Raw genomic sequence first — 21,074 nt, 5'->3', positions numbered from 1 at the left:
TAGCGGGATGCGTATGCGCCGTCATCATTACCAGCAGGAAGAAGATACCGGCATTGATCTCACGCCGATGCTCGATGTGGTCTTCATCATGCTGATCTTCTTCATCGTCACCAGCTCCTTCATCAAGGAATCCGGTGTCGAAGTCCAGCGCCCGCAGGCGGACACCGCCAGCACTCAGGACAAGGGCAATATTCTCATCGCCGTCACGGCCGATGGCCAGGTCTGGATCGACAAGCAGGTGGTCGACGTACGCAGTGTGCGGGCGCATGTCGAGCGGCTGCGCGTGGATCAGCCGGAGGGCGCTGTGGTCGTCCAGGCTGACCAGGATGCGCGTACCGGCCTGGTGGTGCAGGTCATGGACCAGGCGCGTCAGGCCGGCGTGCAAGACGTTGCGCTGGCCGCCAGCACGGGGTCGCGCTGATGCAACCGCGGCTGGTCCGTTTCAGTCTGGCCTTCATCGCCGCCTGTGTGGTGGCGTTGCTGCTGTTCGCCCTGATGCTGAGCATGGTCAATCCCCCGCGCAGCAAGATTGAGGAAGATCCATTGGCGATTGCCAATTTCGTGCGCATGGATGGGCGCAACGAGGACACCGCCACGCGCTCACGTCAGCAGGCGCCACAGCCACCGCAGCCGAAGACGCCACAACCGCCGACGCCTCCGACGCCGAACATGGCGACCCCAGACGCCAATCTGCCCAAGCTCGACCTCGACCTGCCGAACATCGATGCGGGCGTATCGGTCGCCACCGCTCCGGCGCCCAGTCTGTCCGGCCTGACGGCGGCACAGAGTGCCCCGGCCGCGACGCCAGCGCCGGCCAGTGCGGCAGTCGAAGCGGCGGGCAAGCCCGGCGGTCCGGAGCAGGAAGTGATGCCGCTCAATGATGTACGTCCGGAGTATCCCTACCGTGCGCGGCAACAGGGCATCGAAGGGCATATCAAACTGGCGTTCACCATCAACCCGCAGGGGCGGGTGGAGAACATCCGCGTGCTGGAAGCCTCGCCTCGTAACGTGTTCGATCGCGAGGCCCGGCGCGCGGCGGCCCGCTGGCGTTTCGCGCCGCGTACCGAAAACGGTGCACCGGTATCCCGTGAAGCCGTGAAAACCCTGCACTTCCGCCTGCAAGGAGAACGCTGAGATGCTTCGTTTGCTGCTCGTGCTGTCGCTTTTTCTCTCCGTTTCGGCCCAGGCCGCCCAGGCCATCGACCCCGCGGTGTTCATGGCGCTCGAGCGAGCGCAGACCGCGCAGAGCAAGGGCGACTATGCCGCTGCGCGCAAGGCGCTGGAGGGCGTCAGCGCCAAGGCCGGTAGCGGTGAAGAGGCGTTGCTCTGGCGCAGTCGCGGCTATCTGGCCTGGGCCGAAGGCAATAATCGCCAGGCGCTGGAATGGCTGGACAAGGCAGTGGCCAGCGGCAAGCTGGACGAAGAGCTGCTGGCCGGCGAGCGGATGAACCTTGCGCGGCTGAACCTGGTCGAGGGTCGCTACGCCAAGGTGGTCAGCCTGCTGGGATCGGCCAATCAGGGCAACGAAGAAGTGCTGCAGATGCTGGTGCAGGCTTACCAGGGCCTCGGTCAGCATGCCAAGGCGCTGCCGCTGGCCGAGCGTTATGTGCAGGCGAACCCGAAGGCGGGCGATACCTGGCTGCAGTTCCTGGTTGCCGGCAACGCCGAGCTCAAGCGCTATCAGGCTGCCGAACGCTGGCAACAAAAGCTGCTGCTGCGCCACCCCGATCAGGTCAAGGCCTGGCGGCAGCTGGCCGGCCTGCAGCAGATGGCTGGCGCTGAAGATCGCGCGCTGGCGACGCTGCGCACGGCGCACGCGAAGGGCTTGCGCTTCAGTGAGGCGGAGCTGGACAACCTGGTCGCTCTCGCTAGTGCCGCTGGGCAGCCATGGCAAGGCGCCAAACTGCTCGAAGGGATGCTGGCGTCACGCTTGCTGCCGAGTAATGCCAGTCGCCAGGAGCGCATGGGCATGCTTTGGTGGCAGGCCCGCGAGCGCACCGAGGCCGCGAAGATCTATCGCCAGCTGGCGACTCAGACTGGCAGCGCGAAGTTCTGGATGAATGTGGCGCAGCTCGAGCTGGAACAGGCTCGTTGGCAGGCCGGGCTTGACGCGTTGAAGCAGGCCGAGCGGGCCGGCGCCGAGCGTCGTCGTGTGCGCGAATGGCGCGAGTGGGCGGAAGGTGAGCTCAGTTTCGAGCGTGAGAAGCAGATCGCCAGCGCGCACTGATCGAGCTGGCAGAACGTAACCTGCCGGCTGGTGATTACTGCAATTCGTAGGGATAGATCTTCTGTGCCTGCATGCGATAACCGGCCTCCGCCAGCTCGCTGCTGGCGTGCTCCACCCTCAGCGGCCCCTCGATCCAGAACGGTTCATATAGCGCTTCCACCCGCACGCCCAGCTCGCTGGTGGCATGCACGATCTGGTTGGATGGCGGCGGGGGCACGTGAATGCAGGCGCCGAAGTAGGGCACCAGCAGGAATTCGATGACGCGCCCTTCCTCGGTCATGTCCAGCGGCACGATATACCCCGGCAACTTCACCATCTGCCCATCGAGCGCTTCGACCACTGGCGCGGCCGGCGACTGTTGTGCGGCAGCCGGCCCGGTTTCGGCAGCCAGCGCATCGGCCAGCTGCGACATGTCATGCATGGCCATTGGCGGCGGTGGCGGCGGCGCGCCCTCGGGAATCAGCTCCGACCACTGTAGATCGCGGACGTCATCGGCATGCGCAGAGACCGCACAGGCCAGTAGCAGAGCAAGCAGCAGGCGCGACATCGGGTTCCTCACAGTCGAATCGACAGGCCATCGGCCAGCGATTGGCGATAGGCCCGCCAGGCCGGCACGCTGCCCATCAGCAGTGCCGCCAGCAGGATAGCGCCGAGCAGTCCCCACTCATAGGCGCTCGGCCAGGCCAGCGGCAGATAAAGGCCGTAGAGGCTCTGCAGCGGCGACTGCGCGATTGCGATGCCGATATACAGCAGGGCCAGCCCCAGCAGCGTGCCCGCGAGGGCCAGGCCGAACGCCTCGATGATCAACAGCGCGGCGATATGCCAGGGGCGAGCACCCACCGAGCGCAGGATCGCCATCTCCCGGCGTCGCTCGTTGAGGCTCGTGAGGATCGCCGTGAGCATGCCGATCAGGCCGGTCAGGACGACGAACAGCGAGACCACGAACAGCGCTTTCTCGGCCGTGCCCATCAGGCTCCAGAGCTCCTGCAGGGCGACGCCGGGCAGGATCGCCAGCAGCGGCTCGCTGCGGTACTGGTTGATTTCCCGTTGCAGGGTGAAGGTGGCGACCTTGCTGTTCAAACCGAGCAGGACCGCAGTGATCTGCTGCGGCTGGAGATCGAGCGCCCGCGCTTGCTCGGCGTCGATACGCGCGGCGCCGCGGGCCGGCATGCCGTTCTGCCAGTCGACATGCAGCGCTTCCATGCCGGCCAGACTGATGTGCAGGGTACGGTCGACCGGCGTGCCGGTGCGCTGCAGCACGCCGACCACGCGGAACGGTTTGTCATCGTGCTGTACAAGGCTGACACGCGCTACGCCATGGGCGAGGACGATGCTGTCGTCGAGTTTGTAGCCCAGTGCGCTGGCCACTTCCGCGCCAAGCACGACCTCGAAAGGATCGCTTTCGAAGGCGCGGCCTTCTGCCAGGTGCAGCGGCTGTTTGCGACCGTAGCGGTAATGCTCGAAATAGGCCGTGTTGGTGCCCATTACGCGATAGCCACGATGGGAGTCGCCCAGGGAAATCGGAATCGCCCAAGCGACCCGCGGGTGTTCGGCGAAGCGCTGGTAGCTGTCCCAACGGATGTTGTTGGTCGCATTGCCGATGCGGAACACCGAGTACAGCAACAGATTGACCGAGCCGGAGCGCGCACCGACCACCAGATCGGTGCCGCTGATGGTGCTGGCGAAGCTGGCGCGGGTTTCGTTGCGCACCCGTTCGACGGCGAGCAGCAGGCACACCGAGAGGGCGATGGCGAACACGGTCAGCAGGGCGGTGAAGCGCCGATTGTTCAGGCTCGCCAGGGCCAGGCGCAGGAGATACATCGCTCAGCACTCCACTGCGCGCGTCGCGCGATTGAGTTCGGCCAGCGACAGGCTACGGTCGAACAGAGGCGCCAGGCTCTGATCATGGCTGACGAACAGCAGGCTCGCGCCGGCTGCGCGGCACTCGGAGAACAGCAGCTGCAGAAAGACTTCGCGGCTATCCGCATCCAGCGCCGAGGTCGGCTCGTCGGCGATGACCAGCTCCGGCTGGCCGATCAGTGCGCGGGCAGCGGCGACGCGTTGCTGCTGGCCGATGGAGAGCGCATCGGCACGACGCTCGAAGAGCTCCGGGGGCAGTCCCAGATGCTCCAGCAGGCCCGCCGCCGCGGCATCCGTACTGCCGTGGCGCTTGCGCGCACGTTCGGCACGCAGCGGCGAAAAATGGCAGGGCAGGCCGACGTTCTCGCGTACCGAAAGAAAAGGCAGAAGGTTGAACTGCTGGAAGATGTAGCCGGTGTGATCGACGCGGAAGCGGTCACGGGCACCGGCCGACAGACTGCCGAGGTCGCGGTCGAGCAGGCGGATACTGCCGCGGCCGGCCTTCTGCACGCCGCCGATCAGGCCGAGCAGGGTGGTCTTGCCGCTGCCCGACGGGCCCTTGAGGAACAGGCTTTCGCCGCGTTCGAGGCGAAACGTGGGAATGTCCAGCAGCTCGGCCTGGCGGGGCCAGGCGAAGCCGAGGTTGTCGATTGCGAGGAGTGGAGCGCTCATCGGGGTCCCGTGCTGGTTCAGAAGGGCAATTGCGCGCGGGCCGGCGTCAGTTCCGTGCCCTGCTGGCCGCTCGGGCCGATCAGTTGTACCTGAATCTTTTCCGTGCCGGGAAAGCTTTCGAACAGCCGTGTGAGATCCAGTGCGCGCAGCGCCTCTGGGTTGCTGCAGTCGAGTTGGTAGTGCGCTTCGATGTCGCTGTGGCCACCGGCTTCGTGGTCGTCGTGGTCGTGCTTATCCTCCTGCTTGTGTTCGTGATCATCGCCGCGCTGATAGCCCGCATGGGCCGAGCCGAGCAGTTCGCCGGCAAACTGCTGCTCACTGACGCTGCAACCTGCCGCCGCCGGGAGGCCGAACAGGGCCAGAGGTTGTTCCAGTTGCGAGCGTACGCTGGCGATCTTCGCCTCATCTGCTGCGCTGGCAGCAGCGTGCTCGAAACCGAGCAGGTTCATCGCCGGGCTGATCAGCTCCAGCTCCAGCTGATTGCCATCCAGTGCCGCATTCAGGCGCGCCGCGCCATGCTCATGCGCACCCAGGCTGGTGGCGCCTTCGTGTTCATGGTGATGATCGTCTTCATGTGCTTGGCTGTAGCTCAGGGGCAGCAGAAGCATAGGCACGGCAAAAAGTAGGTGGCGCATGGTCGGCTCCATCGAAAGGGGTTCGTTACGTTATAACAACTTTGCCGTGCGGCTGGCCAGTCCGCTGCCTTCATGTGAGGATGAACGCATAGCTCTGGAGGGACAGCATGATTCGAATCCGCGGACGCATAGGAGATTGGCCGGTCGATCTTGAAATCGAGCTGGACGCCCAGGACTGGATGAACCTGACCCGTAGCGTCGGCACCGATGAGGCTGCGGTGGGTGGCGTCCAGGCGCCTGCGACGCCACCTGGCGATGCCCTGTGGCACAGTGCGCGGGAGCGACTGCGCTGCGCCGGCAAACTGGACGGCCCGGAATTGCTCGCCGAACTGGAAGCGCTCGCCGGCAATGCGTTGCTGGCCAAGCGGCTGCTGGTGCGCTTGCGTCACTGTGACGAGGTGAAGGTCGAGCACGGCGCCGACTCGGCTTGCTATCACTGGGTCGGCGCGCCTTCCTGATGGGCGCGCCGGAGGTTTGCCCGCGATCAGTAGATCGCCTGGTAAAGCTTGCGGCGGTACAGCGTCACCAGCGGGTGGTCATTACCCAGCAGATCGAAAACCTGTAGCAGCGTCTTGTGCGGCTGCCCATCGGCGTACCCGCGGTTGCGCACGAACAGCTTGAGCAGGCCGTCGAGCGCCGCCTCGTATTGCTGGCGAGCCAGTTGCTGGATGGCCAGCTGATACGCCGCTTCATCGTCCTCGCCATTCTGCGCCAGGCGACTCTTCAAGGTGGCGACTTCCGGCAGGTCGTTGGCCTGGCGCAGAAACGTCAGCTGAGCACGGGCGCCGGCCAGAACCTGCTTGTGCTCATCGCCTTTTACCGCGTTGAGCACCGTTTCCGCTTCGCCCAGTTCTCCGCGCTCGGCCAGGCAGCGGGCATAAAGAATCAGCCCGGCAGCGTTCTCGTTGTCTTCACTCAGCAGCTGCTGCAGCTGCGCCTCGGCCTCGGCGAAACGGCCTTCGGCGAAGGCGGCCTGCGCGCTTTCCAGCAGGTTGCCCTGCGGCGTCGCCGGAGCCTGCACGTGGGGCTCGAGCATGGCGCGAATCGCCGATTCGGGCTGCGCACCGGCGAAACCGTCCACTGGTTGACCATCCTTGAACAACACCACGGTTGGCAGGCTGCGGATGCCGAAACGGGCGACGACCTCCTGTTCGATGTCGCAGTTGACCTTGGCCAGCAGCAGCTCACCCTGATACTCCTCGGCGATCTTCGCCAGCAGCGGCATCAGGGCCTTGCACGGCGCGCACCATTCGGCCCAGAAATCCACCAGTACCGGCTTGTGAAACGAGTTCTCGAGCACCAGCTGTTCGAAGCTGGCGGTGGTGACATCGAAGATATAGGGCGTCTGGCTCATCGGGATTCTCGTGGGCACGAATGACAGGAAAGGCGTGCATGGTATGTGGGGGCGCCCGCCACGGGAAGCAAGGGCTCGCATGCCCGCGGCCATTGGTCTATGGTTGCGCCCGCCGGATGGCACGGCTCTTTGCCGGCTCATCGTGGCGCAACCCTTTTCCTAGACCGGTGCGGCGTTTGCAGTCGCGCGTCATAAGGAGCTTCACATGTCCGTTCTCTCCGACTTCCGGGAGCGCTACCTCGTGCGCTTCTGGTCGCCGCTGCCCGCGCTTGTCGCGCTGGGCGTCGCTTCCGCTTACTACTTCGCCATAACTGGCACCTTCTGGGCCGTCACCGGCGAGTTCACTCGCTGGGGTGGGCACGTCATTTCCTGGTTCGGCTACGCACCCGAGGAGTGGAGTTACTTCAAGCTGATCGGCTTGTCCGGCACGCCGCTCGATCGCGTGGATGGCGTGATGATCATCGGCATGTTGCTTGGCGCACTGTGTGCGGCGCTGTGGGCAAACAACGTCAGCCTGCGCTGGCCGACCAGCAAGCGCCGCCTGTTGCAGGGGCTGATCGGCGGGGTGGTCGCCGGCTTCGGCGCGCGCCTGGCAATGGGTTGCAATCTGGCGGCTTTCTTCACCGGCATTCCGATGTTCTCGCTGCACGCCTGGGCTTTCATGTTGGCTACCGTGGGTGGTGCCTGGATCGGCGTGAAGATCTGCTTGTTGCCCTGGTTGCGCACGCCGCTGAAGGTCGGCAGCCAGGCCAGCTCGCTGTTCGGCGACGCGGAAGGCACGCGGCGGCGGGCCACGGTGCAGGCCCGGATCGGCACGGCGGTCGCGGTGCTTGCGGTCGCCTTCGCTGCCTGGCGTTTCGATGTCTCGCTGGTGCTCGGCATGGCGGTGCTGTTCGGACTCCTGTTCGGCGGGCTGATCGAGCGCGCACAGATCTGCTTTACCAGTGCCGCGCGCGATCTCTGGACCACCGGCCGAACCCGCGCTGCCTACGGCATCCTGCTGGGCATGGCTGTGGCTTGCGTCGGTACTTTCGGTGCCATCGCGCTAGGGGCAAGCCCGAAGATTTTCTGGATGGGGCCGAACGCAATCATCGGTGGGGTGCTGTTCGGCATCGGTATCGTCGTTGCCGGCGGCTGCGAAACCGGCTGGATGTATCGCGCCATGGAAGGGCAGGTGCATTTCTGGGTGGTCGGCGTCGGCAACGTTATCGGCGGTACTCTGGTGGCGGTCTACTGGGACGAACTCGGCACCTCGCTGGCACTGCCCTATCCGAAGATCAATCTGCTGGAGAGCTTTGGCCCGGCCAGTGGCTTGCTGCTGACCTTCGCCGGCCTGGCCGTCGCCATGTTGCTGGTGCACCTCAATGCACGTCGTTTCCAATCGAAAAGGAGCCCTGCCCGTGAGCCAGGCCAAACCGAATCTCTCGCTTGATCTGCGTGGCGAGCATTGCCCGTACAACGCCATCGCTACGCTGGAAACCCTGGAAACCATGCAGCCGGGGCAGTTGCTCGAAGTGGTGACCGACTGCTCGCAGTCGGTACATGGCATCCCTGAAGATGCCAAGGCCAACGGTTACAACTGCCTGGCGGTGGAACAGCACGGTGCGCTGTTCCGTTTTCTGATCGAAGTGCCGCGTTGAGAGACTGCGCCATGGCGGCCTTGAAGGGTTGTTATGGCAGAAGTGGCCAGCTGCCCAGCTCGTCGTAGCGCACGCCGTCCGCCGTATTGACTGAACGGTAGAGCACGAAGCGATCGACGTGCCAGGTGAAGTCTGGCGCCGGTTGCTGCGCTCGGCTCCGGGCCTGGCGGCTCAGCGTCAGGTGCGGCAGGAATGGCCGGCAGTCGAGCACGACGCCAAGCGCTGCCAGCCGTTCGCTCAGTGCTTCGACCAGCTGCAGCAGCGCGAGTGGTGTGCTAGCGGGCTGCAGGCAGATGAAACCTTTGCCGATGGTGGTCAGGCGGTCGAGGGTCAGGCTGAAAGCTTCGGCGTGCACGGTTGCAGCCATCTGCAGCAGGGCGTCGAGGTGTTCTCTCGGTTGTGCGCCAAGAAAGGCCAGGGTCAGGTGCAGGTTGTCCCGCGATACGGCTCTGCCGTCGAGGGCCTGGTCTTCACGCCAAGCGCAGACGGCTGCCGCCTGCTCGGGCGGGCAGGGCAGGGCGAAGAACAGGCGCAGGGTGTTGTCGATCATGGCGGGTCCCCGGTCGCAGCGGCACAGATTGGTGGAAAACGCTTCGCGGTTTTTCACCCTGGCTCAGACTCTTCAGCTCCTTGCAGCGTGATAGAGGCTCACGTGCCTGAACTCCGCAGGCTCTGCCAGATCCGGCCAGGTGCAGGCATCCAGCACGTCCAGGCGCCGATACAGCGGATGAGCGAAATCGCGCACCCGTGAGTCGGCCACCAGCGCTTCCCGGCCTCGGCTGAGGAAGTGATCCAGCAGCGGCAGGTTAGCTCGGTCATAGAGCACGTCAGCGACGATGATCAGATCAAAGCGATCCGCCTCGCCGAAGAAGTCCTGCGAATAGCGTAGCTCGACCTCGTTCAGCGCGGCGTTGGCCTGGCAGGCCGCGAGCGCCAGCGGATCGAGATCGCAGGCCACCACCTCGACCGCGCCGGCCTTGGCGGCGGCGATGGCGGCGACGCCCGAGCCCGCGCCGAAATCCAGCACGCGCTTGCCACGCACCCATTCCGGCCGTTCGGCCAGCCAGCGCGCCAGCACCAGGCCGCTGGCCCAGCAAAAGCTCCAGTACGGCGGCTCTTCGAGTATCCGCCGGGTTTCCTCGGGGCTGAAGGCGCGATCCATGTTGGCAGCGTCGATCAGCCAGAGTCGCAGATCGGTGCCCGGCAGCGGCTCGGCAACCAGGCGTGCGTCGCCCAGCAGATCGTTCAATGCCGCCTGTAAGGGTGCCGGTGCCGTCACGGCGCCGGGACCAGCTGTAGCGGGCCGAGCGCCTGGCTGGCGGGGCTGGCAATGCTGCGCGATGGCAGGCGCATGATCAGCTGTCCCGCTCGCGTGACACGGCCGCGCAGCTCCACGCGCTGGCCCGGACGAAAAGTGTCCGGGTTGAACTGCAGGATGAATGGCAATTCGCTGCCGCGGCCCTTGAGCTGCACGTTGCTCAGCAGGCGGTCTGGCTGGTCACGGCGATCGACTTCCAGCAAGGCGAGTTCGACGTCGCTGCCCGCCGGCGCGCCGATCAGGCTGCCGCTCAGTTCGTTGAGCAATTTGGAATGCGGGGCCGTGCTCAGCTCGACCGGCGCGGTCGGCGGCTCGCTGGGTTGGCTGCTGCAGCCGGCGAGCAAGGCCAGGAAGGCAGGGAGAACGAAAAAACGTGGCGGCACGGACAGCCTCCTGAACGACGATTGCGGGTTGTATAGCAGCAAAGCCGTCGCCTTGTCTTGCGGGTCGGATGCGCTACCATGGCCGTCCCGACGTACGACCGATTTCAGCCCCATGCATTGTCCCTTCTGTGCCGCCAACGATACCAAGGTCATCGATTCCCGCCTGGTTGCCGAGGGCGATCAGGTGCGCCGTCGCCGCGAGTGTCTGGCCTGTGGCGAGCGTTTCACCACCTTCGAAACCGCCGAGCTGGTGATGCCGCGCCTGATCAAGTCCGATGGCAGCCGACAGCCGTTCGACGAGCAGAAACTGCGCGCCGGCATGCAGCGTGCGCTGGAAAAGCGTCCGGTCAGCGTCGAGCGTCTCGAAGCGGCCATCGCCCATATCAAGCATCAGCTGCGCGCCACCGGCGAGCGCGAAATCAAGTCGCGGGTGCTCGGCGAGCTGGTGATGGCCGAGCTGCAGAAGCTCGACGAGGTCGCCTATATCCGCTTTGCCTCGGTCTACCGCCGCTTCCAGGACCTCAACGAATTCCGCGAGGAGATCGAGCGGCTGTCCCGCGAGCCCGCGAAGCCCGAATGACTACTGATCACGCCTGGATGGCCCGCGCGCTGCAGTTGGCGCGCAAGGGGCTGTATTCGACCCATCCGAACCCGCGGGTCGGTTGCGTCATCGTCGCTGATGGCGAGCTGGTCGGTGAAGGTTGGCATGTGCGTGCCGGCGAGCCGCATGCCGAAGTCCATGCGCTGCGCCAGGCCGGTGAGCGCGCCCGCGGCGCCACCGCGTACGTCACCCTCGAACCCTGCAGCCATTACGGGCGTACGCCGCCCTGTGCCGAAGCGCTGGTCAGGGCTGGCGTTGGACGCGTGGTGGCGGCCGTGCAGGACCCCAATCCGCAGGTCGCCGGGAACGGTCTGGAGCTGCTGCGCAGCGCCGGCATCGAGGTCGCCAGCGGCGTGCTGGAAGCCGAGGCGCGCGAGCTCAACTGCGGCTTTATCAAACGTATGGAAAGCGGCCTGCCGTTCGTTCGTGCCAAGCTGGCGATGAGCCTGGACGGGCGTACCGCGATGGCCAGCGGCGAGAGCCAGTGGATCACCGGCCCGGCCGCCCGCGCCGAGGTGCAGCGCTTGCGCGCCCGTTCCAGCGTGGTACTGACCGGCGCAGACACCGTGCTCATGGATGCCGCGCGGCTGACCGTGCGCGGGGCCGAGCTGGGGCTGGATGCGGAAACCACCGCGCTGGCGCTGCAGCGCCCGCCGCTGCGGGTGCTGGTCGATGGTCGGCTGCGCGTGCCGCTGGATGCGCCGTTCTTTCAGGCTGGTCCGGCGCTGGTCGTCACGGCGGTCGCCGGCTGCGAGGAGACCTATCGTCGCGCCGGCCACGAGGCGCTGGTGCTGGGGCAGGAGCGGGTCGACCTGGCCGCGCTGCTGCGCGAGCTGGCTGCCCGTGGTGCCAACGAGGTGCTGGTCGAGGCCGGACCGCGGCTGGTCGGCGCGTTCGCCAGCCTCGGCCTGATCGACGAATACCAGGTGTTCATGGCGGCCAAGTTTCTCGGCTCCTCCGCGCGGCCGCTGCTGGAGCTTCCGCTCGAGCGCATGAGCGAGGCGCGCGAGCTGAAGATCGTCGACATCCGTGCGGTGGGTGACGACTGGAAGATGGTGGCGCGTCCGGCCAGCTGATCGGCAACCCGTGTCGGCTGTGTCCGCCGATAGCCTGTGTCTTGCACCCTCATAGCTGCTATCTGGCGATATCGGGCTGCCCCGCGCCGCTATTTGTGTTAAAAACGCTGCCGGGCCGCAAGCGGCCCAACGTTCTCAGGGCGGGGTGCGATTCCCCACCGGCGGTAATGGCCACGGCCTAGCCCGCGAGCGCTTGCCCAGGCAAGGTCAGCAGACCCGGTGTGATTCCGGGGCCGACGGTATAGTCCGGATGAGAGAGAGCGGGATATCCCGATGGACGCCGTCCGTGCGCCCGTCATGCATCCCTATCGATCCGTAGCGCCCTGTTTTTCAAAAACAGGAGTTCGTCGTATGCAGCGTTTTACCCGCCTTCCTCGGGAGGCCACATGTTCACCGGAATAATCGAAGCCATCGGCACCATCCGTGCGCTCACGCCCAAGGGCGGCGACGTACGCGTGCTGGTCGAAACCGGCAAGCTGGATCTGGGCGACGTCAAACTGGGCGACAGCATCGCGGTCAACGGCGTCTGCCTGACTGCGGTCGAGCTGCCGGGCAACGGCTTCTGGGCCGACGTCAGCCGCGAAACCCTGGCGCGCACCGCCTTTATCGACCTCAAGGCCGGCAGTCGGGTCAATCTGGAAAAGGCCCTGACGCCTACCAGCCGCCTTGGTGGCCATCTGGTCAGCGGTCACGTCGACGGCGTCGGCGAGGTCGTGGCGCGTGAAGATAACGCCCGCGCCGTGCAGTTCCGCATCCGTGCGCCGCGCGAGCTGGCCAAGTACATCGCGCTCAAGGGCTCGATCACCGTGGACGGCACCAGCCTCACGGTCAATGCGGTCAACGGCGCGGAGTTCGAGCTGACCATCGTGCCGCACACCCTCGGCGAAACCATCATGGCCGACTACCGCCCCGGGCGGCAGGTGAACCTGGAAGTCGACCTGCTGGCGCGTTACCTGGAGCGCCTGATGATGGGCGACAAGGCCGCCGAACCCAAGGCCTCGGGGCTCACCGAAGGTTTTCTCGCCGAGCACGGCTACCTGAAGAATTGAGGAGACGCCCCATGGCGCTCAATACCGCTGAAGAACTGATCGAAGACATCCGCGCCGGCAAGATGGTCATCCTCATGGATGACGAGGACCGCGAGAACGAGGGCGACATCATCGTCGCCTCCGAGTGCGTGACCGCCGAGCACATCAACTTCATGGCACGCTTCGCCCGCGGCCTGATCTGCATGCCGATGACCCGCGAGCGCTGTGAGCTGCTCAAACTGCCGCTGATGGCGCCGCGCAATGGTTCCGGTTTCGGCACCAAATTCACCGTTTCCATCGAGGCGGCTGAAGGCGTGACCACCGGCATTTCCGCGGCCGACCGCGCTCGTACCGTGCAGGCAGCTGTAGCGCGAGCAGCGAAAGCCGAGGACATCGTCAGCCCTGGTCACATCTTCCCGCTGATGGCGCAGCCGGGCGGCGTACTGGCGCGTGCCGGTCACACCGAGGCGGCATGTGATCTGGCGCGCATGGCAGGCTTCGAACCATCCGGCGTGATCTGCGAGATCATGAACGACGACGGCACCATGGCGCGCCGCCCGCAGCTTGAGCTGTTCGCCGAGCAGCATGGGCTGAAGATCGGCACCATCGCCGACCTGATCCACTACCGCATGATCCACGAGCGCACCGTGGAGCGGGTTTCCGAGCAGCCGCTGGAAACCGAGCTGGGTCAGTTCAACCTGGTCACCTACCGCGACGGCGTCGAGGACACCGTGCACATGGCACTGACCCGCGGCGAGATTTCCCCCGAGGAGCCGACGCTGGTGCGCGTGCACAACATGGAGCCGCTGCGTGATCTGCTGCTGGTCACCGTGCCGGGCCGCTGGAGCCTGCGCGCGGCAATGAGCGAAGTGGCCAAGGCCGGCAAGGGCGTTGTGCTGCTGCTCGGCAACCCGCTGACCGGCCCGCAGTTGCTGGCGCAGCTGACCCGTCAGCAGCCGCCGACCCCGGCGACCTACAGCACCGTCGGTGCCGGTTCGCAGATCCTGCGTGATCTTGGTGTACGCAAGATGCGCCTGATGAGCGCGCCGATGAAGTTCAACGCGATATCCGGCTTCGATCTGGAAGTTGTAGAATACCTCCCGGCCGAATAATCAGAGGCGCCGCGCAGTCCGCGGCGCCTTCGTTCTTTAAAGAGATGAGAAAGCACCCATGCCCCTGAAGACCATCGAAGGAACCTTCATCGCCCCGCAGGGCAAATACGCCCTGGTCGTAGGCCGCTTCAACAGCTTCGTCGTCGAGAGCCTGGTCAGCGGCGCGGTCGATGCGCTGGTTCGCCACGGCGTCAGCGAGAACGACATCACCATCATCCGTGCACCGGGTGCCTTCGAGATTCCGCTGGTTGCGCAGAAGGTCGCCCAGCAGGGTGAATACGACGCCATCGTCGCTCTCGGGGCGGTCATTCGTGGCGGCACGCCGCACTTCGAATACGTTGCCGGCGAATGCACCAAGGGTCTGGCTCAGGTTTCCATGGAATTCGGTGTGCCGGTCGCCTTCGGCGTACTGACCGTCGATTCCATCGAACAGGCCATCGAGCGCTCCGGCACCAAGGCCGGCAACAAGGGCGCCGAAGCCGCACTTTCCGCACTGGAAATGGTGAGCCTGCTGTCGCAGCTGGAGGCGAAGTGAGCCTGAATCACGACGATAGCCAGGACGCTCCCCAGCCCAAGGCCAAGGGCAAGATCGCCACGCGCCGGGTTGCCCGCAGCCTGGCGATGCAGGCGCTGTATCAGTGGCACATGGCCGGTCAGAGCCTCAACGAAATCGAGGCGCAGTTTCGCGTCGACAACGATTTCTCCGGGGTGGACGGAAGCTACTTCCACGAGCTGTTGACCGGTGTCGCACGCAGCAAGAGCGAAGTCGACGGTGCCATCGCGCCGAATCTCGACCGTCCGCTGGACGAGCTCGATCCGGTGGAGCTGGCGATTCTGCGGCTGTCCACCTACGAGCTGATGCAGCGCATCGACGTGCCTTACCGCGTGGTCATCAACGAAGGCATCGAGCTGGCCAAGGTCTATGGCGCCACCGACGGGCACAAGTTCGTCAACGGCGTGCTGGACAAGCTGGCGCCCACGCTGCGCAGCGCCGAAGTGCGCAACCACAAGCGCTGAGGGCTGCTCGCCTTGCTGGGTGAGTTCGAGCTGATCCGTCACTACTTCGCCGCCGCCGCTTGTGCCAGGGCTGGCGGCGAAGTCGTTCTCGGCATTGGCGATGATTGTGCCCTGCTGCAGCTTCCGGTCGGCGAACAGCTGGCTGTTTCCACCGATACCCTGGTCGCCGGGGTGCATTTCCCCGATCCCTGCGATCCCTTCCTGCTCGGGCAGCGCGCGCTGGCCGTGGCGGCCAGTGATCTTGCCGCCATGAGCGCCGCGCCCATCGGCTTCACCCTCGCCCTGACCTTGCCTGCTGGCGATCCACTCTGGCTGGCGGAACTTGCCCGTGGCCTGGATTCGATGGCGCTTGATTGCAGCCTGCGTTTGATTGGTGGCGACACCACCCGCGGCCCGCTGAGCCTGACCGTCACCGTGTTCGGCCGGGTGCCGTCCGGGCTGGCGCTGGTTCGGTCCGGCGCGCAGGTCGGCGATCTGCTCTGTGTCGGCGGTGTGCTCGGTGAGGCGGCTGGTGCCCTGCCGCTGGTGCTGCGCCAGGCCGAAGCCGATGCGGACGTCGCCGAACACCTGCTGGCACGCTACTGGTCGCCGCAACCGCAGCTGGCCCTGGGTGAAGCGCTGCGAGGCAAGGCCACGGCGGCGCTGGATATCTCCGACGGTCTGCTGGCCGATTGTGGGCATATCGCCAAGGCTTCGGGCGTGGCCTTGCAGATCGAGCGTGATCGCCTGCCGCTGTCCGAACCTTTGCGGCGCTTCGCCGGCGACGCCGAAGCGCTGCGTTGCGCGCTGGCCGGCGGCGACGACTACCTGCTGGCGTTCACCCTGCCGGCTGCTGAGCTCGTATCACTGCAGGCCGCCGGCTGGCCGGTACAGGTCATCGGCCGGGTGTTGGCAGGGGAGGGTGTGCAGCTGATCGATGCGGCGGGTAATGAAGTCGCTGTGTCCGAACGTGGTTACAACCATTTCAATGCGTAAGTGCTGCGATGCGATCGCTTGCCTCCGATCCGAGAAAGGAACGCTGTTTTGACTGAATCCTCACCAGTCGCGGCCAAGCCGCAAACCCTGGTCTGGTCCGACCCCTGGCACAACCTGGCGTTCGGCTTCGGCTCCGGGCTGATGCCCAAGGCACCGGGAACCTGGGGTTCGCTGGTAGCACTGCCGTTCGTGCCGCTGTGGCAACTGCTGCCAGGCTGGGGTTATCTGCTGATGCTCGGCCTGACCATGCTGTTCGGCGTCTGGCTGTGCGGCAAGGTGGCGCGCGAACTCGGCGTGCACGACCACGAAGGAATCGTCTGGGACGAGTTCGTCGGTATCTGGATCACTTTCTGGCTGGTGCCGGAAGGCTGGTACTGGATGCTGCTCGGCTTCGTGGTGTTCCGTGTGATGGATATCGCCAAACCCTGGCCGATCAGCTGGGTGGATCGGCATATCCATGGCGGGGTGGGGATTATGCTCGACGATATCCTCGCCGGTGTCGCGGCCTGGGCGGTCATGCAGGGGCTGGTGGCGCTGTTGGTTTGATTGTGCGTCCGGTCGCTGCAGGCAGTCGGCCATTGAAGGATGATCGGCGTTCGCCCCGGGCCCGGTTTCGAGGAAGAAATAGCCATGCGTAGCGTCTCCGTTCTGTTCGCCAGCCTGTTGCTCCTGCCCGCGCTGGCGCAGGCCGCACCCATGGTGCAAGTGGTCGGGCTATTTCCGGGCGCTGCGGTGGTCAATGTCGACGGTCAGCGCAAGCTGGTAAGGGTCGGCCAGACCGGCCCTGGCGGCGTCCAGGTGGTGAGCGCCGATGCCAGCGGTGCGGTACTGCGCGTCGACGGCGTTGAGCGTCATTACAACCTGAGTCGCGAATACAGCGGCGCCTACGCGGCGCCAAGCAAGACCCAGCTGAGCGTCGCAAAGGGCACCGGCGGCCATTACTGGATCGCCGGGGCGATCAACGGCCAGTCGATTCAGTTTCTCGTTGATACCGGCGCCACCTCGGTGGCGATCAACGAACATCAGGCCCGTCGCTTGGGCATCGACTACCGCGTCAACGGTCGGCCCATGGTGGTGAGCACCGCCAGCGGTACGGCGAAGGCCTGGCGCGTGCATCTCAACAGCGTCAAGGTCGGGGCGATCGAGGTGCTCGGCGTGGACGCGGTGGTCGTCGAGGGCGGTTCGCCTACCGAAGCGCTGCTCGGCATGAGCTTTCTCGGGCGCGTCAGCTGGCGCGAGGAGCAGGGCGTGCTGGTGCTGGAGTCGAAAACCTCCTGAGCGGCTTCCTGACGGCACGATAGGCGCGGTCGACGACCAAACTCTCCAGCCAGATTCGCGGTTAGTTGGTGTTACAATGTCCGCTTTTCTGCCTCCTGGGATTTCCGCCCGTGTCTGTCGTGTTCGTCGCCGCTTCCCAACTGCCGACGCCGTTCGGTGTGTTCACCATGCATGGTTTTCTCGACCAGGACACTGGCAAGGAACATGTCGCGCTGACGCTCGGCGACGTGGCCGATGGCAAGCCGGTGCTGGGGCGTCTGCACTCCGAGTGCCTGACCGGCGATGCGTTGTTCAGCCTGCGCTGTGACTGCGGCTTCCAGCTCGAAGCGGCACTGCGCGCGATTGCCGACGAGGGCCGCGGCGTGCTGCTCTATCTGCGCCAGGAAGGCCGTGGTATCGGCCTGCTGAACAAGATTCGCGCTTACGAACTGCAGGATGCCGGCGCCGACACCGTCGAAGCCAACGAGCGTCTGGGGTTCGCCCCGGACATGCGCGACTACGGCATCTGCCTGCCGATGCTCGAGCACCTGGGCATCGCCGAGATCAAGCTGATGACCAACAACCCACGCAAGGTCAAGGCGCTGCAGGGCTTCGGCATTCGCGTCGCCGAACGCAAGCCATTGCAGATCGCGCATAACCCGTACAACCGCAACTACCTCGCCACCAAGGCCGGCAAGCTCGGCCACATGCTCGGCGAGATTCACCAAGGCGAAGCCGAGCAGTCGTGACGCGCGCCGCCGCCCTTCGCCAGCTCGCACGTGACGGCTGGCTGCATACGCTGCTGATGGTGCTGCCGGTGCTGGTGCTTGGGCGCACATCGGTGGTGTTTGCCGACTGGGGTCTGCCACTCTTCGCTGCAGGCCTCACCTCGCTGTTCTTCAGCCTGCGGGCCTTCACCCGCTTCAAACATGCGCTGATCGCCACCGAGCAGGCGCTGAACGGGCCGGCGGAGGACGACGCCTGGAACGATCTGCGTCGCGTGCGCCGTCGCGGTCTGCTGATCGCCTCATTACCGGCCTGGTTCGGCGCTGCGGGTGCGCTGTTCGGCATGGAGCCGGTTGCCCGCCTGCTGCTGGTGTTCGGTAGCCTGGTGTTGCTGGTGCTCTACCGCATTCCGCGGCAATTGCATTGATGCGGCGTCTGCTGCTTGCCGCGCTGGTTTCCCTGGCGTCATTGCCTGCGTTGGCTGCCGAGCGAGTAGTGAGCCTGGCGCCATCGCTCAGCGAGATCATGCTCGAACTCGATGCCGCCGACCGGCTGGTTGGCGTCCTGGATGGTGGCGAGCGCCCAGCGGCGCTGCAGTCGGTGCCTTCGGTTGGACGCTATGGCCAGGTGGAGATGGAAACCCTGCTCAGCTTGCGCCCTGATCTCGTGCTGCTCTGGCCGGACAGTGTGCCGCGCAGTCAGCGTGAGCAGTTGCAGCAGTTCGGTATTCCCGTTCTGGTTGTCGAGCAGACCCGTCTCGAAGGGCTGGCCGAGCAGTTCGTTGTAGTGGGTAATGCCGTCGGGCGCGCCGAACAAGGCGAACGACTGGCCGGGCGCTTTCGTGCAGGCCTCGCCGAATTACGCAGCAACTACACGCGCGCTGAGCCGCTGCGGGTGTTCTATCAGATCTGGAATCGCCCGCTGTATACCCTAGGCGGCCAGCAGATCATCAGCGAAGCGATCGAGGTGTGTGGTGGGCAAAACGTTTTCGCCGATCTGACCCTGGCGGCGCCCCAGGTCAGCATCGAAGCCGTGCTCGCCCGCGATCCTGAAGTCATTCTGGCCGGTAGCGGTGCGCAGTTGGATGAGTGGCAGGCCTGGCCGCAGCTCAGTGCCGTGCGCAGCGGTCGACTGCTTGAAGTGCCCGACAAGGGGCTGGAGCGCCCAAGCTTCCAGATGCTGGGGGCGATCAGGAAGCTCTGCGAGGTGATGGCGGCTGCGCCCTGAGCGGGCGCGCCGGTAGACGCTGCTACAGCGAGGGAGTCCAGGTGACGGCGAACAGTGCGGTGCGGCCCGCTTCGCGATAGCCGTAATTCTGCGACGGATCCCACCAGTTAGTTCCGTCTGGGCGGTTGTAGGTCGCCAGCGCGTAGTCGCGGTCGAACAGGTTGTTGACCTTCGCCTCCCAACGCAGCTCCGGATGGCTCTGCCAGCCAGCGCGCAGATCAAAAACGCCATAGCCGGACAGCTCGCGGGTGTTTGCGATCGTGTCGTAACGAGCGCTGGAAACGTGCCAACCGGCGCCAGCCGAAAGCGTGCCGAAAGTGCGATCAAGGTCGATGCTGAGCGTGCGCTTTGCCCGGCGCGCCAGAGTATGGCCGCTGTCCCGATCGCGTGGATCGATGATGCTAACGCCGAGGCTCGCCTGCCAGCCCAGCAGTTCGCGCGCCGCACTGGCTTCGAAACCGTTGATCCGTGCCTGGCTGACGTTCCCCATCCGGTTTTCGCCCCAGGCGATCATGTCTTCGACATCGGTACGATAAAGCGCGGCTTCCAGCTGGGTCTCGTCGAATTCGGCGCGCCATTGCAACTCATAGGTCTTCGAGGTCTCCGGCTTGAGGTCCGGATTCGGTCCCCACAACGGCGGCCCGTAAAGATCGGAGAATGTTGGAGCGCGGAAGCCTTCGCCATAGCTCAGAATCCAGCGCTGCGACTCACTCACTGGCAGGCTGACAGCGGCATTCCAGCTGTTGTGGCTGCCGAACTGCTGGTTGTCATCGTGGCGTAGCCCGAGCTCGGTGCCAAAGCGCTCGCCTTGAAAGCTGTGCTGGGCAAAGAAAGCCGAATTGTCGCGGCTGTCTTCCTGAAAAATCGTCGCGGAGTCGAGTTGGTCTTCATACCAGTCGCCGCCGACGCTCAGTTGGTGGCGCTCGCTCAATTGCAGCCGATTTATCCAGGCCGCCGAATGACGCGTGGTTTCCAACAGGGTGTTGTTCCAAGCGCTGCCGGCGCCGACGGCGTGATTACGATCGAAGCTGCGACCCAGTTCCAGACGGCTATTCCACATGTCGGTCAACTGACCGTCCAGGTAGCCGCTGTAACTGCTGACCCGAAACTCGTCCTGCGGCGTTCCGGGTTCGAAATCATTGGCGTCGTCATACTCGTTCTTGCCGCGCTGGTCGTTGAGACTCAAGCCGGCTTTCCAGTTTGCATCGAACTGGTGATCCAGCTTCAGGTGCAGCGCCTTGTTGCGCTGGCCATCGTTGTCCTGATCGGCGCCGCGGTTGTCGCGAGTGATATCGAAGCCGTCGCGCTCGTCGAGGCTGGCGCCGAGGTGGACGCGAGTCTGCTCCGTTCCGGCTGCGAGGCTCAGGCTGCGCTGGAAGGTCTGGTCGCTGCCGGCGGCCAAGCGGACTTCCGGGTTTATTCCGGTTTTGCCGCCACGGGTAAAGATCTGGATGACGCCACCAATGGCATCCGCGCCGTAAAGCGAGGAGCGCGGGCCACGGATCACTTCGACACGCTCGATGTTGTCAATGGCCAGGTAGTCGAGGCGGGCGAAACCGCTGGTGGCCGAGGCAATGCGTTGGCCATCGACCAGCACCAGCGTTTGTGCAGTACCGGTGCCGCGCAGCGATAGCGACGCCACACCGCCAGGGCTGCTCACCTGTACGCCTGGCACACGCCGCAGCAGCTCGGGCACGCTGCGGGCTTGTAGCCGTTCGATATCCGCGCGAGTGAATACGGTATTGGCTGCCGTCGCCTGGGCGCGCGGTTCAGCCTGGCGGGCGGAGGTAATGAGCATGCTTGGCAGCTCCTGCTCAGCAGCAAACACCTGCACGCCAGGCAGCAGCGCCACGGCCAGGGCAAGTCGGGACAGTTTCATTCTTGGAATTCCTCAAAAGATCGCAGACTTTTGAGGAGGGCAGGAACAAGCGCGGGGGATGACGGGCAGCAGCGCTTGACGGTGCTG

General features: G+C 65.2%; 27 protein-coding genes and 1 riboswitch. Of the genes, 18 read left to right on the top strand and 9 right to left on the bottom strand.

Annotated elements, in window-relative coordinates:
* The first annotated feature begins 7 nt into the window (after nt 1-7).
* Genes LLJ08_RS17090 through LLJ08_RS17080 form a run of 3 tightly spaced genes read left to right on the top strand, consistent with a single transcriptional unit; the run spans nt 8 to nt 2,227 of the window.
* Nucleotides 8-421, top strand: a complete 414-nt coding sequence (locus LLJ08_RS17090) for an ExbD/TolR family protein (protein ID WP_023444691.1) — start codon at nt 8-10, stop codon at nt 419-421.
* Nucleotides 421-1,134, top strand: coding sequence for an energy transducer TonB (locus tag LLJ08_RS17085; RefSeq protein WP_228207547.1), 714 nt, complete (start codon nt 421-423; stop codon nt 1,132-1,134). Before LLJ08_RS17090 ends, LLJ08_RS17085 begins: the two co-directional genes overlap by 1 nt.
* Before the next feature lies 1 nt (nt 1,135).
* A complete protein-coding gene (locus LLJ08_RS17080; RefSeq protein WP_228207546.1) occupies nt 1,136-2,227 on the top strand; it encodes a tetratricopeptide repeat protein in 1,092 nt (363 codons plus the stop codon).
* Nucleotides 2,228-2,261: 34 nt separating this feature from the next.
* Here the strand turns inward: LLJ08_RS17080 and LLJ08_RS17075 are convergent, their stop codons facing one another.
* Genes LLJ08_RS17075 through LLJ08_RS17060 form a run of 4 tightly spaced genes read right to left on the bottom strand, consistent with a single transcriptional unit; the run spans nt 2,262 to nt 5,406 of the window.
* Nucleotides 2,262-2,774, bottom strand: coding sequence for a DUF3299 domain-containing protein (locus LLJ08_RS17075; protein ID WP_228207545.1), 513 nt, complete (start codon nt 2,772-2,774; stop codon nt 2,262-2,264).
* 8 nt (nt 2,775-2,782) lie between these two features.
* The gene (locus LLJ08_RS17070; protein WP_228207544.1) at nt 2,783-4,048 is read right to left on the bottom strand and encodes an ABC transporter permease; all 1,266 of its coding nucleotides are present in this window, start codon (nt 4,046-4,048) and stop codon (nt 2,783-2,785) included.
* Between the two features lie 3 nt (nt 4,049-4,051).
* Complete coding sequence (locus LLJ08_RS17065) at nt 4,052-4,759, bottom strand: ABC transporter ATP-binding protein (protein WP_125898022.1); 708 nt, start codon at nt 4,757-4,759, stop codon at nt 4,052-4,054.
* A gap of 17 nt (nt 4,760-4,776) precedes the next feature.
* A complete protein-coding gene (locus LLJ08_RS17060) occupies nt 4,777-5,406 on the bottom strand; it encodes a DUF2796 domain-containing protein (protein ID WP_014821578.1) in 630 nt (209 codons plus the stop codon).
* A gap of 95 nt (nt 5,407-5,501) precedes the next feature.
* On the opposite strand from LLJ08_RS17060, the gene LLJ08_RS17055 reads away from it, so the two are divergent.
* A complete protein-coding gene (locus tag LLJ08_RS17055; RefSeq protein WP_044314121.1) occupies nt 5,502-5,852 on the top strand; it encodes a hypothetical protein in 351 nt (116 codons plus the stop codon).
* Nucleotides 5,853-5,878: 26 nt separating this feature from the next.
* On the opposite strand, the gene trxA is transcribed toward LLJ08_RS17055, so the two are convergent.
* Nucleotides 5,879-6,748, bottom strand: a complete 870-nt coding sequence (gene trxA / locus LLJ08_RS17050; protein WP_044314122.1) for a thioredoxin — start codon at nt 6,746-6,748, stop codon at nt 5,879-5,881.
* Nucleotides 6,749-6,953: 205 nt separating this feature from the next.
* On the opposite strand from trxA, the gene yedE reads away from it, so the two are divergent.
* Both yedE and yedF read left to right on the top strand, forming a co-directional pair.
* On the top strand, nt 6,954-8,180 hold the full coding sequence (gene yedE / locus LLJ08_RS17045; protein WP_228207543.1) for a selenium metabolism membrane protein YedE/FdhT: 1,227 nt from the start codon (nt 6,954-6,956) through the stop codon (nt 8,178-8,180).
* Complete coding sequence (gene yedF / locus LLJ08_RS17040) at nt 8,149-8,388, top strand: sulfurtransferase-like selenium metabolism protein YedF (protein ID WP_014821574.1); 240 nt, start codon at nt 8,149-8,151, stop codon at nt 8,386-8,388. Before yedE ends, yedF begins: the two co-directional genes overlap by 32 nt.
* A 31-nt stretch (nt 8,389-8,419) precedes the next feature.
* Here yedF and thpR read toward each other — a convergent pair whose 3' ends face one another.
* The 3 genes from thpR to LLJ08_RS17025 all read right to left on the bottom strand — a co-directional run bounded on the left by thpR (nt 8,420) and on the right by LLJ08_RS17025 (nt 10,089).
* Entirely contained in the window at nt 8,420-8,938 is a 519-nt protein-coding gene (gene thpR, locus LLJ08_RS17035) for an RNA 2',3'-cyclic phosphodiesterase (protein WP_228207542.1), read from the bottom strand.
* 72 nt (nt 8,939-9,010) lie between these two features.
* Complete coding sequence (locus LLJ08_RS17030) at nt 9,011-9,667, bottom strand: class I SAM-dependent methyltransferase (protein ID WP_041014983.1); 657 nt, start codon at nt 9,665-9,667, stop codon at nt 9,011-9,013.
* On the bottom strand, nt 9,664-10,089 hold the full coding sequence (locus LLJ08_RS17025; RefSeq protein WP_041014982.1) for a YbaY family lipoprotein: 426 nt from the start codon (nt 10,087-10,089) through the stop codon (nt 9,664-9,666). Before LLJ08_RS17025 ends, LLJ08_RS17030 begins: the two co-directional genes overlap by 4 nt.
* Nucleotides 10,090-10,201: 112 nt before the next feature.
* Between LLJ08_RS17025 and nrdR the strand changes: the two genes are divergently transcribed.
* From nrdR to LLJ08_RS16965, 12 genes are all read left to right on the top strand, one after another.
* Nucleotides 10,202-10,669, top strand: a complete 468-nt coding sequence (gene nrdR / locus LLJ08_RS17020; protein ID WP_003281766.1) for a transcriptional regulator NrdR — start codon at nt 10,202-10,204, stop codon at nt 10,667-10,669.
* Nucleotides 10,666-11,766, top strand: a complete 1,101-nt coding sequence (gene ribD, locus LLJ08_RS17015; protein WP_228207541.1) for a bifunctional diaminohydroxyphosphoribosylaminopyrimidine deaminase/5-amino-6-(5-phosphoribosylamino)uracil reductase RibD — start codon at nt 10,666-10,668, stop codon at nt 11,764-11,766. The genes nrdR and ribD overlap by 4 nt, the downstream gene beginning before the upstream one ends.
* Nucleotides 11,767-11,893: 127 nt before the next feature.
* A riboswitch (FMN riboswitch) is annotated at nt 11,894-12,032 on the top strand.
* Nucleotides 12,033-12,152: 120 nt separating this feature from the next.
* Nucleotides 12,153-12,815, top strand: coding sequence for a riboflavin synthase (locus tag LLJ08_RS17010; RefSeq protein ID WP_011912026.1), 663 nt, complete (start codon nt 12,153-12,155; stop codon nt 12,813-12,815).
* Between the two features lie 11 nt (nt 12,816-12,826).
* Nucleotides 12,827-13,906: a bifunctional 3,4-dihydroxy-2-butanone-4-phosphate synthase/GTP cyclohydrolase II gene (gene ribBA, locus LLJ08_RS17005; RefSeq protein WP_228207540.1), complete on the top strand. Its 1,080-nt coding sequence runs from the start codon at nt 12,827-12,829 to the stop codon at nt 13,904-13,906.
* Nucleotides 13,907-13,964: 58 nt separating this feature from the next.
* On the top strand, nt 13,965-14,441 hold the full coding sequence (gene ribH / locus LLJ08_RS17000; RefSeq protein WP_003289143.1) for a 6,7-dimethyl-8-ribityllumazine synthase: 477 nt from the start codon (nt 13,965-13,967) through the stop codon (nt 14,439-14,441).
* Entirely contained in the window at nt 14,438-14,923 is a 486-nt protein-coding gene (nusB, locus tag LLJ08_RS16995) for a transcription antitermination factor NusB (RefSeq protein WP_003281759.1), read from the top strand. The genes ribH and nusB overlap by 4 nt, the downstream gene beginning before the upstream one ends.
* A gap of 12 nt (nt 14,924-14,935) precedes the next feature.
* Entirely contained in the window at nt 14,936-15,898 is a 963-nt protein-coding gene (gene thiL / locus LLJ08_RS16990) for a thiamine-phosphate kinase (RefSeq protein ID WP_228207539.1), read from the top strand.
* A 48-nt stretch (nt 15,899-15,946) separates the two neighbouring features.
* Entirely contained in the window at nt 15,947-16,444 is a 498-nt protein-coding gene (locus LLJ08_RS16985; RefSeq protein WP_023444676.1) for a phosphatidylglycerophosphatase A family protein, read from the top strand.
* 84 nt (nt 16,445-16,528) lie between these two features.
* Entirely contained in the window at nt 16,529-17,176 is a 648-nt protein-coding gene (locus tag LLJ08_RS16980; protein ID WP_101274534.1) for a retropepsin-like aspartic protease family protein, read from the top strand.
* 110 nt (nt 17,177-17,286) lie between these two features.
* The gene (gene ribA, locus LLJ08_RS16975) at nt 17,287-17,904 is read left to right on the top strand and encodes a GTP cyclohydrolase II (RefSeq protein WP_041014975.1); all 618 of its coding nucleotides are present in this window, start codon (nt 17,287-17,289) and stop codon (nt 17,902-17,904) included.
* Entirely contained in the window at nt 17,901-18,308 is a 408-nt protein-coding gene (locus LLJ08_RS16970; RefSeq protein WP_228207538.1) for a hypothetical protein, read from the top strand. Before ribA ends, LLJ08_RS16970 begins: the two co-directional genes overlap by 4 nt.
* Entirely contained in the window at nt 18,308-19,108 is an 801-nt protein-coding gene (locus tag LLJ08_RS16965) for a cobalamin-binding protein (RefSeq protein WP_228207537.1), read from the top strand. The genes LLJ08_RS16970 and LLJ08_RS16965 overlap by 1 nt, the downstream gene beginning before the upstream one ends.
* Before the next feature lie 22 nt (nt 19,109-19,130).
* Here LLJ08_RS16965 and LLJ08_RS16960 read toward each other — a convergent pair whose 3' ends face one another.
* Nucleotides 19,131-20,987: a TonB-dependent receptor domain-containing protein gene (locus LLJ08_RS16960; protein ID WP_228207536.1), complete on the bottom strand. Its 1,857-nt coding sequence runs from the start codon at nt 20,985-20,987 to the stop codon at nt 19,131-19,133.
* Nucleotides 20,988-21,074 lie beyond the last annotated feature (87 nt).

Source organism: Stutzerimonas chloritidismutans (assembly GCF_020783375.1).
Lineage (GTDB): Bacteria > Pseudomonadota > Gammaproteobacteria > Pseudomonadales > Pseudomonadaceae > Stutzerimonas > Stutzerimonas kunmingensis.
The sequence above is the reverse complement of the archived record's forward strand: the minus strand, read 5'-3'. Positions and strand labels throughout refer to the sequence as shown.

Bases quoted from the DNA above. Each gene is read 5' to 3' on its own strand.
- LLJ08_RS17090 (WP_023444691.1), top strand. From the start codon at position 8: ATGCGTATGCGCCGTCATCATTACCAGCAGGAAGAAGATACCGGCATT.
- LLJ08_RS17085 (WP_228207547.1), top strand. From the start codon at position 421: ATGCAACCGCGGCTGGTCCGTTTCAGTCTGGCCTTCATCGCCGCCTGT.
- LLJ08_RS17080 (WP_228207546.1), top strand. From the start codon at position 1,136: ATGCTTCGTTTGCTGCTCGTGCTGTCGCTTTTTCTCTCCGTTTCGGCC.
- LLJ08_RS17075 (WP_228207545.1), bottom strand. From the start codon at position 2,774: ATGTCGCGCCTGCTGCTTGCTCTGCTACTGGCCTGTGCGGTCTCTGCG.
- LLJ08_RS17070 (WP_228207544.1), bottom strand. From the start codon at position 4,048: ATGTATCTCCTGCGCCTGGCCCTGGCGAGCCTGAACAATCGGCGCTTC.
- LLJ08_RS17065 (WP_125898022.1), bottom strand. From the start codon at position 4,759: ATGAGCGCTCCACTCCTCGCAATCGACAACCTCGGCTTCGCCTGGCCC.
- LLJ08_RS17060 (WP_014821578.1), bottom strand. From the start codon at position 5,406: ATGGAGCCGACCATGCGCCACCTACTTTTTGCCGTGCCTATGCTTCTG.
- LLJ08_RS17055 (WP_044314121.1), top strand. From the start codon at position 5,502: ATGATTCGAATCCGCGGACGCATAGGAGATTGGCCGGTCGATCTTGAA.
- trxA (WP_044314122.1), bottom strand. From the start codon at position 6,748: ATGAGCCAGACGCCCTATATCTTCGATGTCACCACCGCCAGCTTCGAA.
- yedE (WP_228207543.1), top strand. From the start codon at position 6,954: ATGTCCGTTCTCTCCGACTTCCGGGAGCGCTACCTCGTGCGCTTCTGG.
- thpR (WP_228207542.1), bottom strand. From the start codon at position 8,938: ATGATCGACAACACCCTGCGCCTGTTCTTCGCCCTGCCCTGCCCGCCC.
- nrdR (WP_003281766.1), top strand. From the start codon at position 10,202: ATGCATTGTCCCTTCTGTGCCGCCAACGATACCAAGGTCATCGATTCC.
- ribD (WP_228207541.1), top strand. From the start codon at position 10,666: ATGACTACTGATCACGCCTGGATGGCCCGCGCGCTGCAGTTGGCGCGC.
- LLJ08_RS17010 (WP_011912026.1), top strand. From the start codon at position 12,153: ATGTTCACCGGAATAATCGAAGCCATCGGCACCATCCGTGCGCTCACG.
- ribBA (WP_228207540.1), top strand. From the start codon at position 12,827: ATGGCGCTCAATACCGCTGAAGAACTGATCGAAGACATCCGCGCCGGC.
- ribH (WP_003289143.1), top strand. From the start codon at position 13,965: ATGCCCCTGAAGACCATCGAAGGAACCTTCATCGCCCCGCAGGGCAAA.
- LLJ08_RS16980 (WP_101274534.1), top strand. From the start codon at position 16,529: ATGCGTAGCGTCTCCGTTCTGTTCGCCAGCCTGTTGCTCCTGCCCGCG.
- LLJ08_RS16965 (WP_228207537.1), top strand. From the start codon at position 18,308: ATGCGGCGTCTGCTGCTTGCCGCGCTGGTTTCCCTGGCGTCATTGCCT.
- LLJ08_RS16960 (WP_228207536.1), bottom strand. From the start codon at position 20,987: ATGAAACTGTCCCGACTTGCCCTGGCCGTGGCGCTGCTGCCTGGCGTG.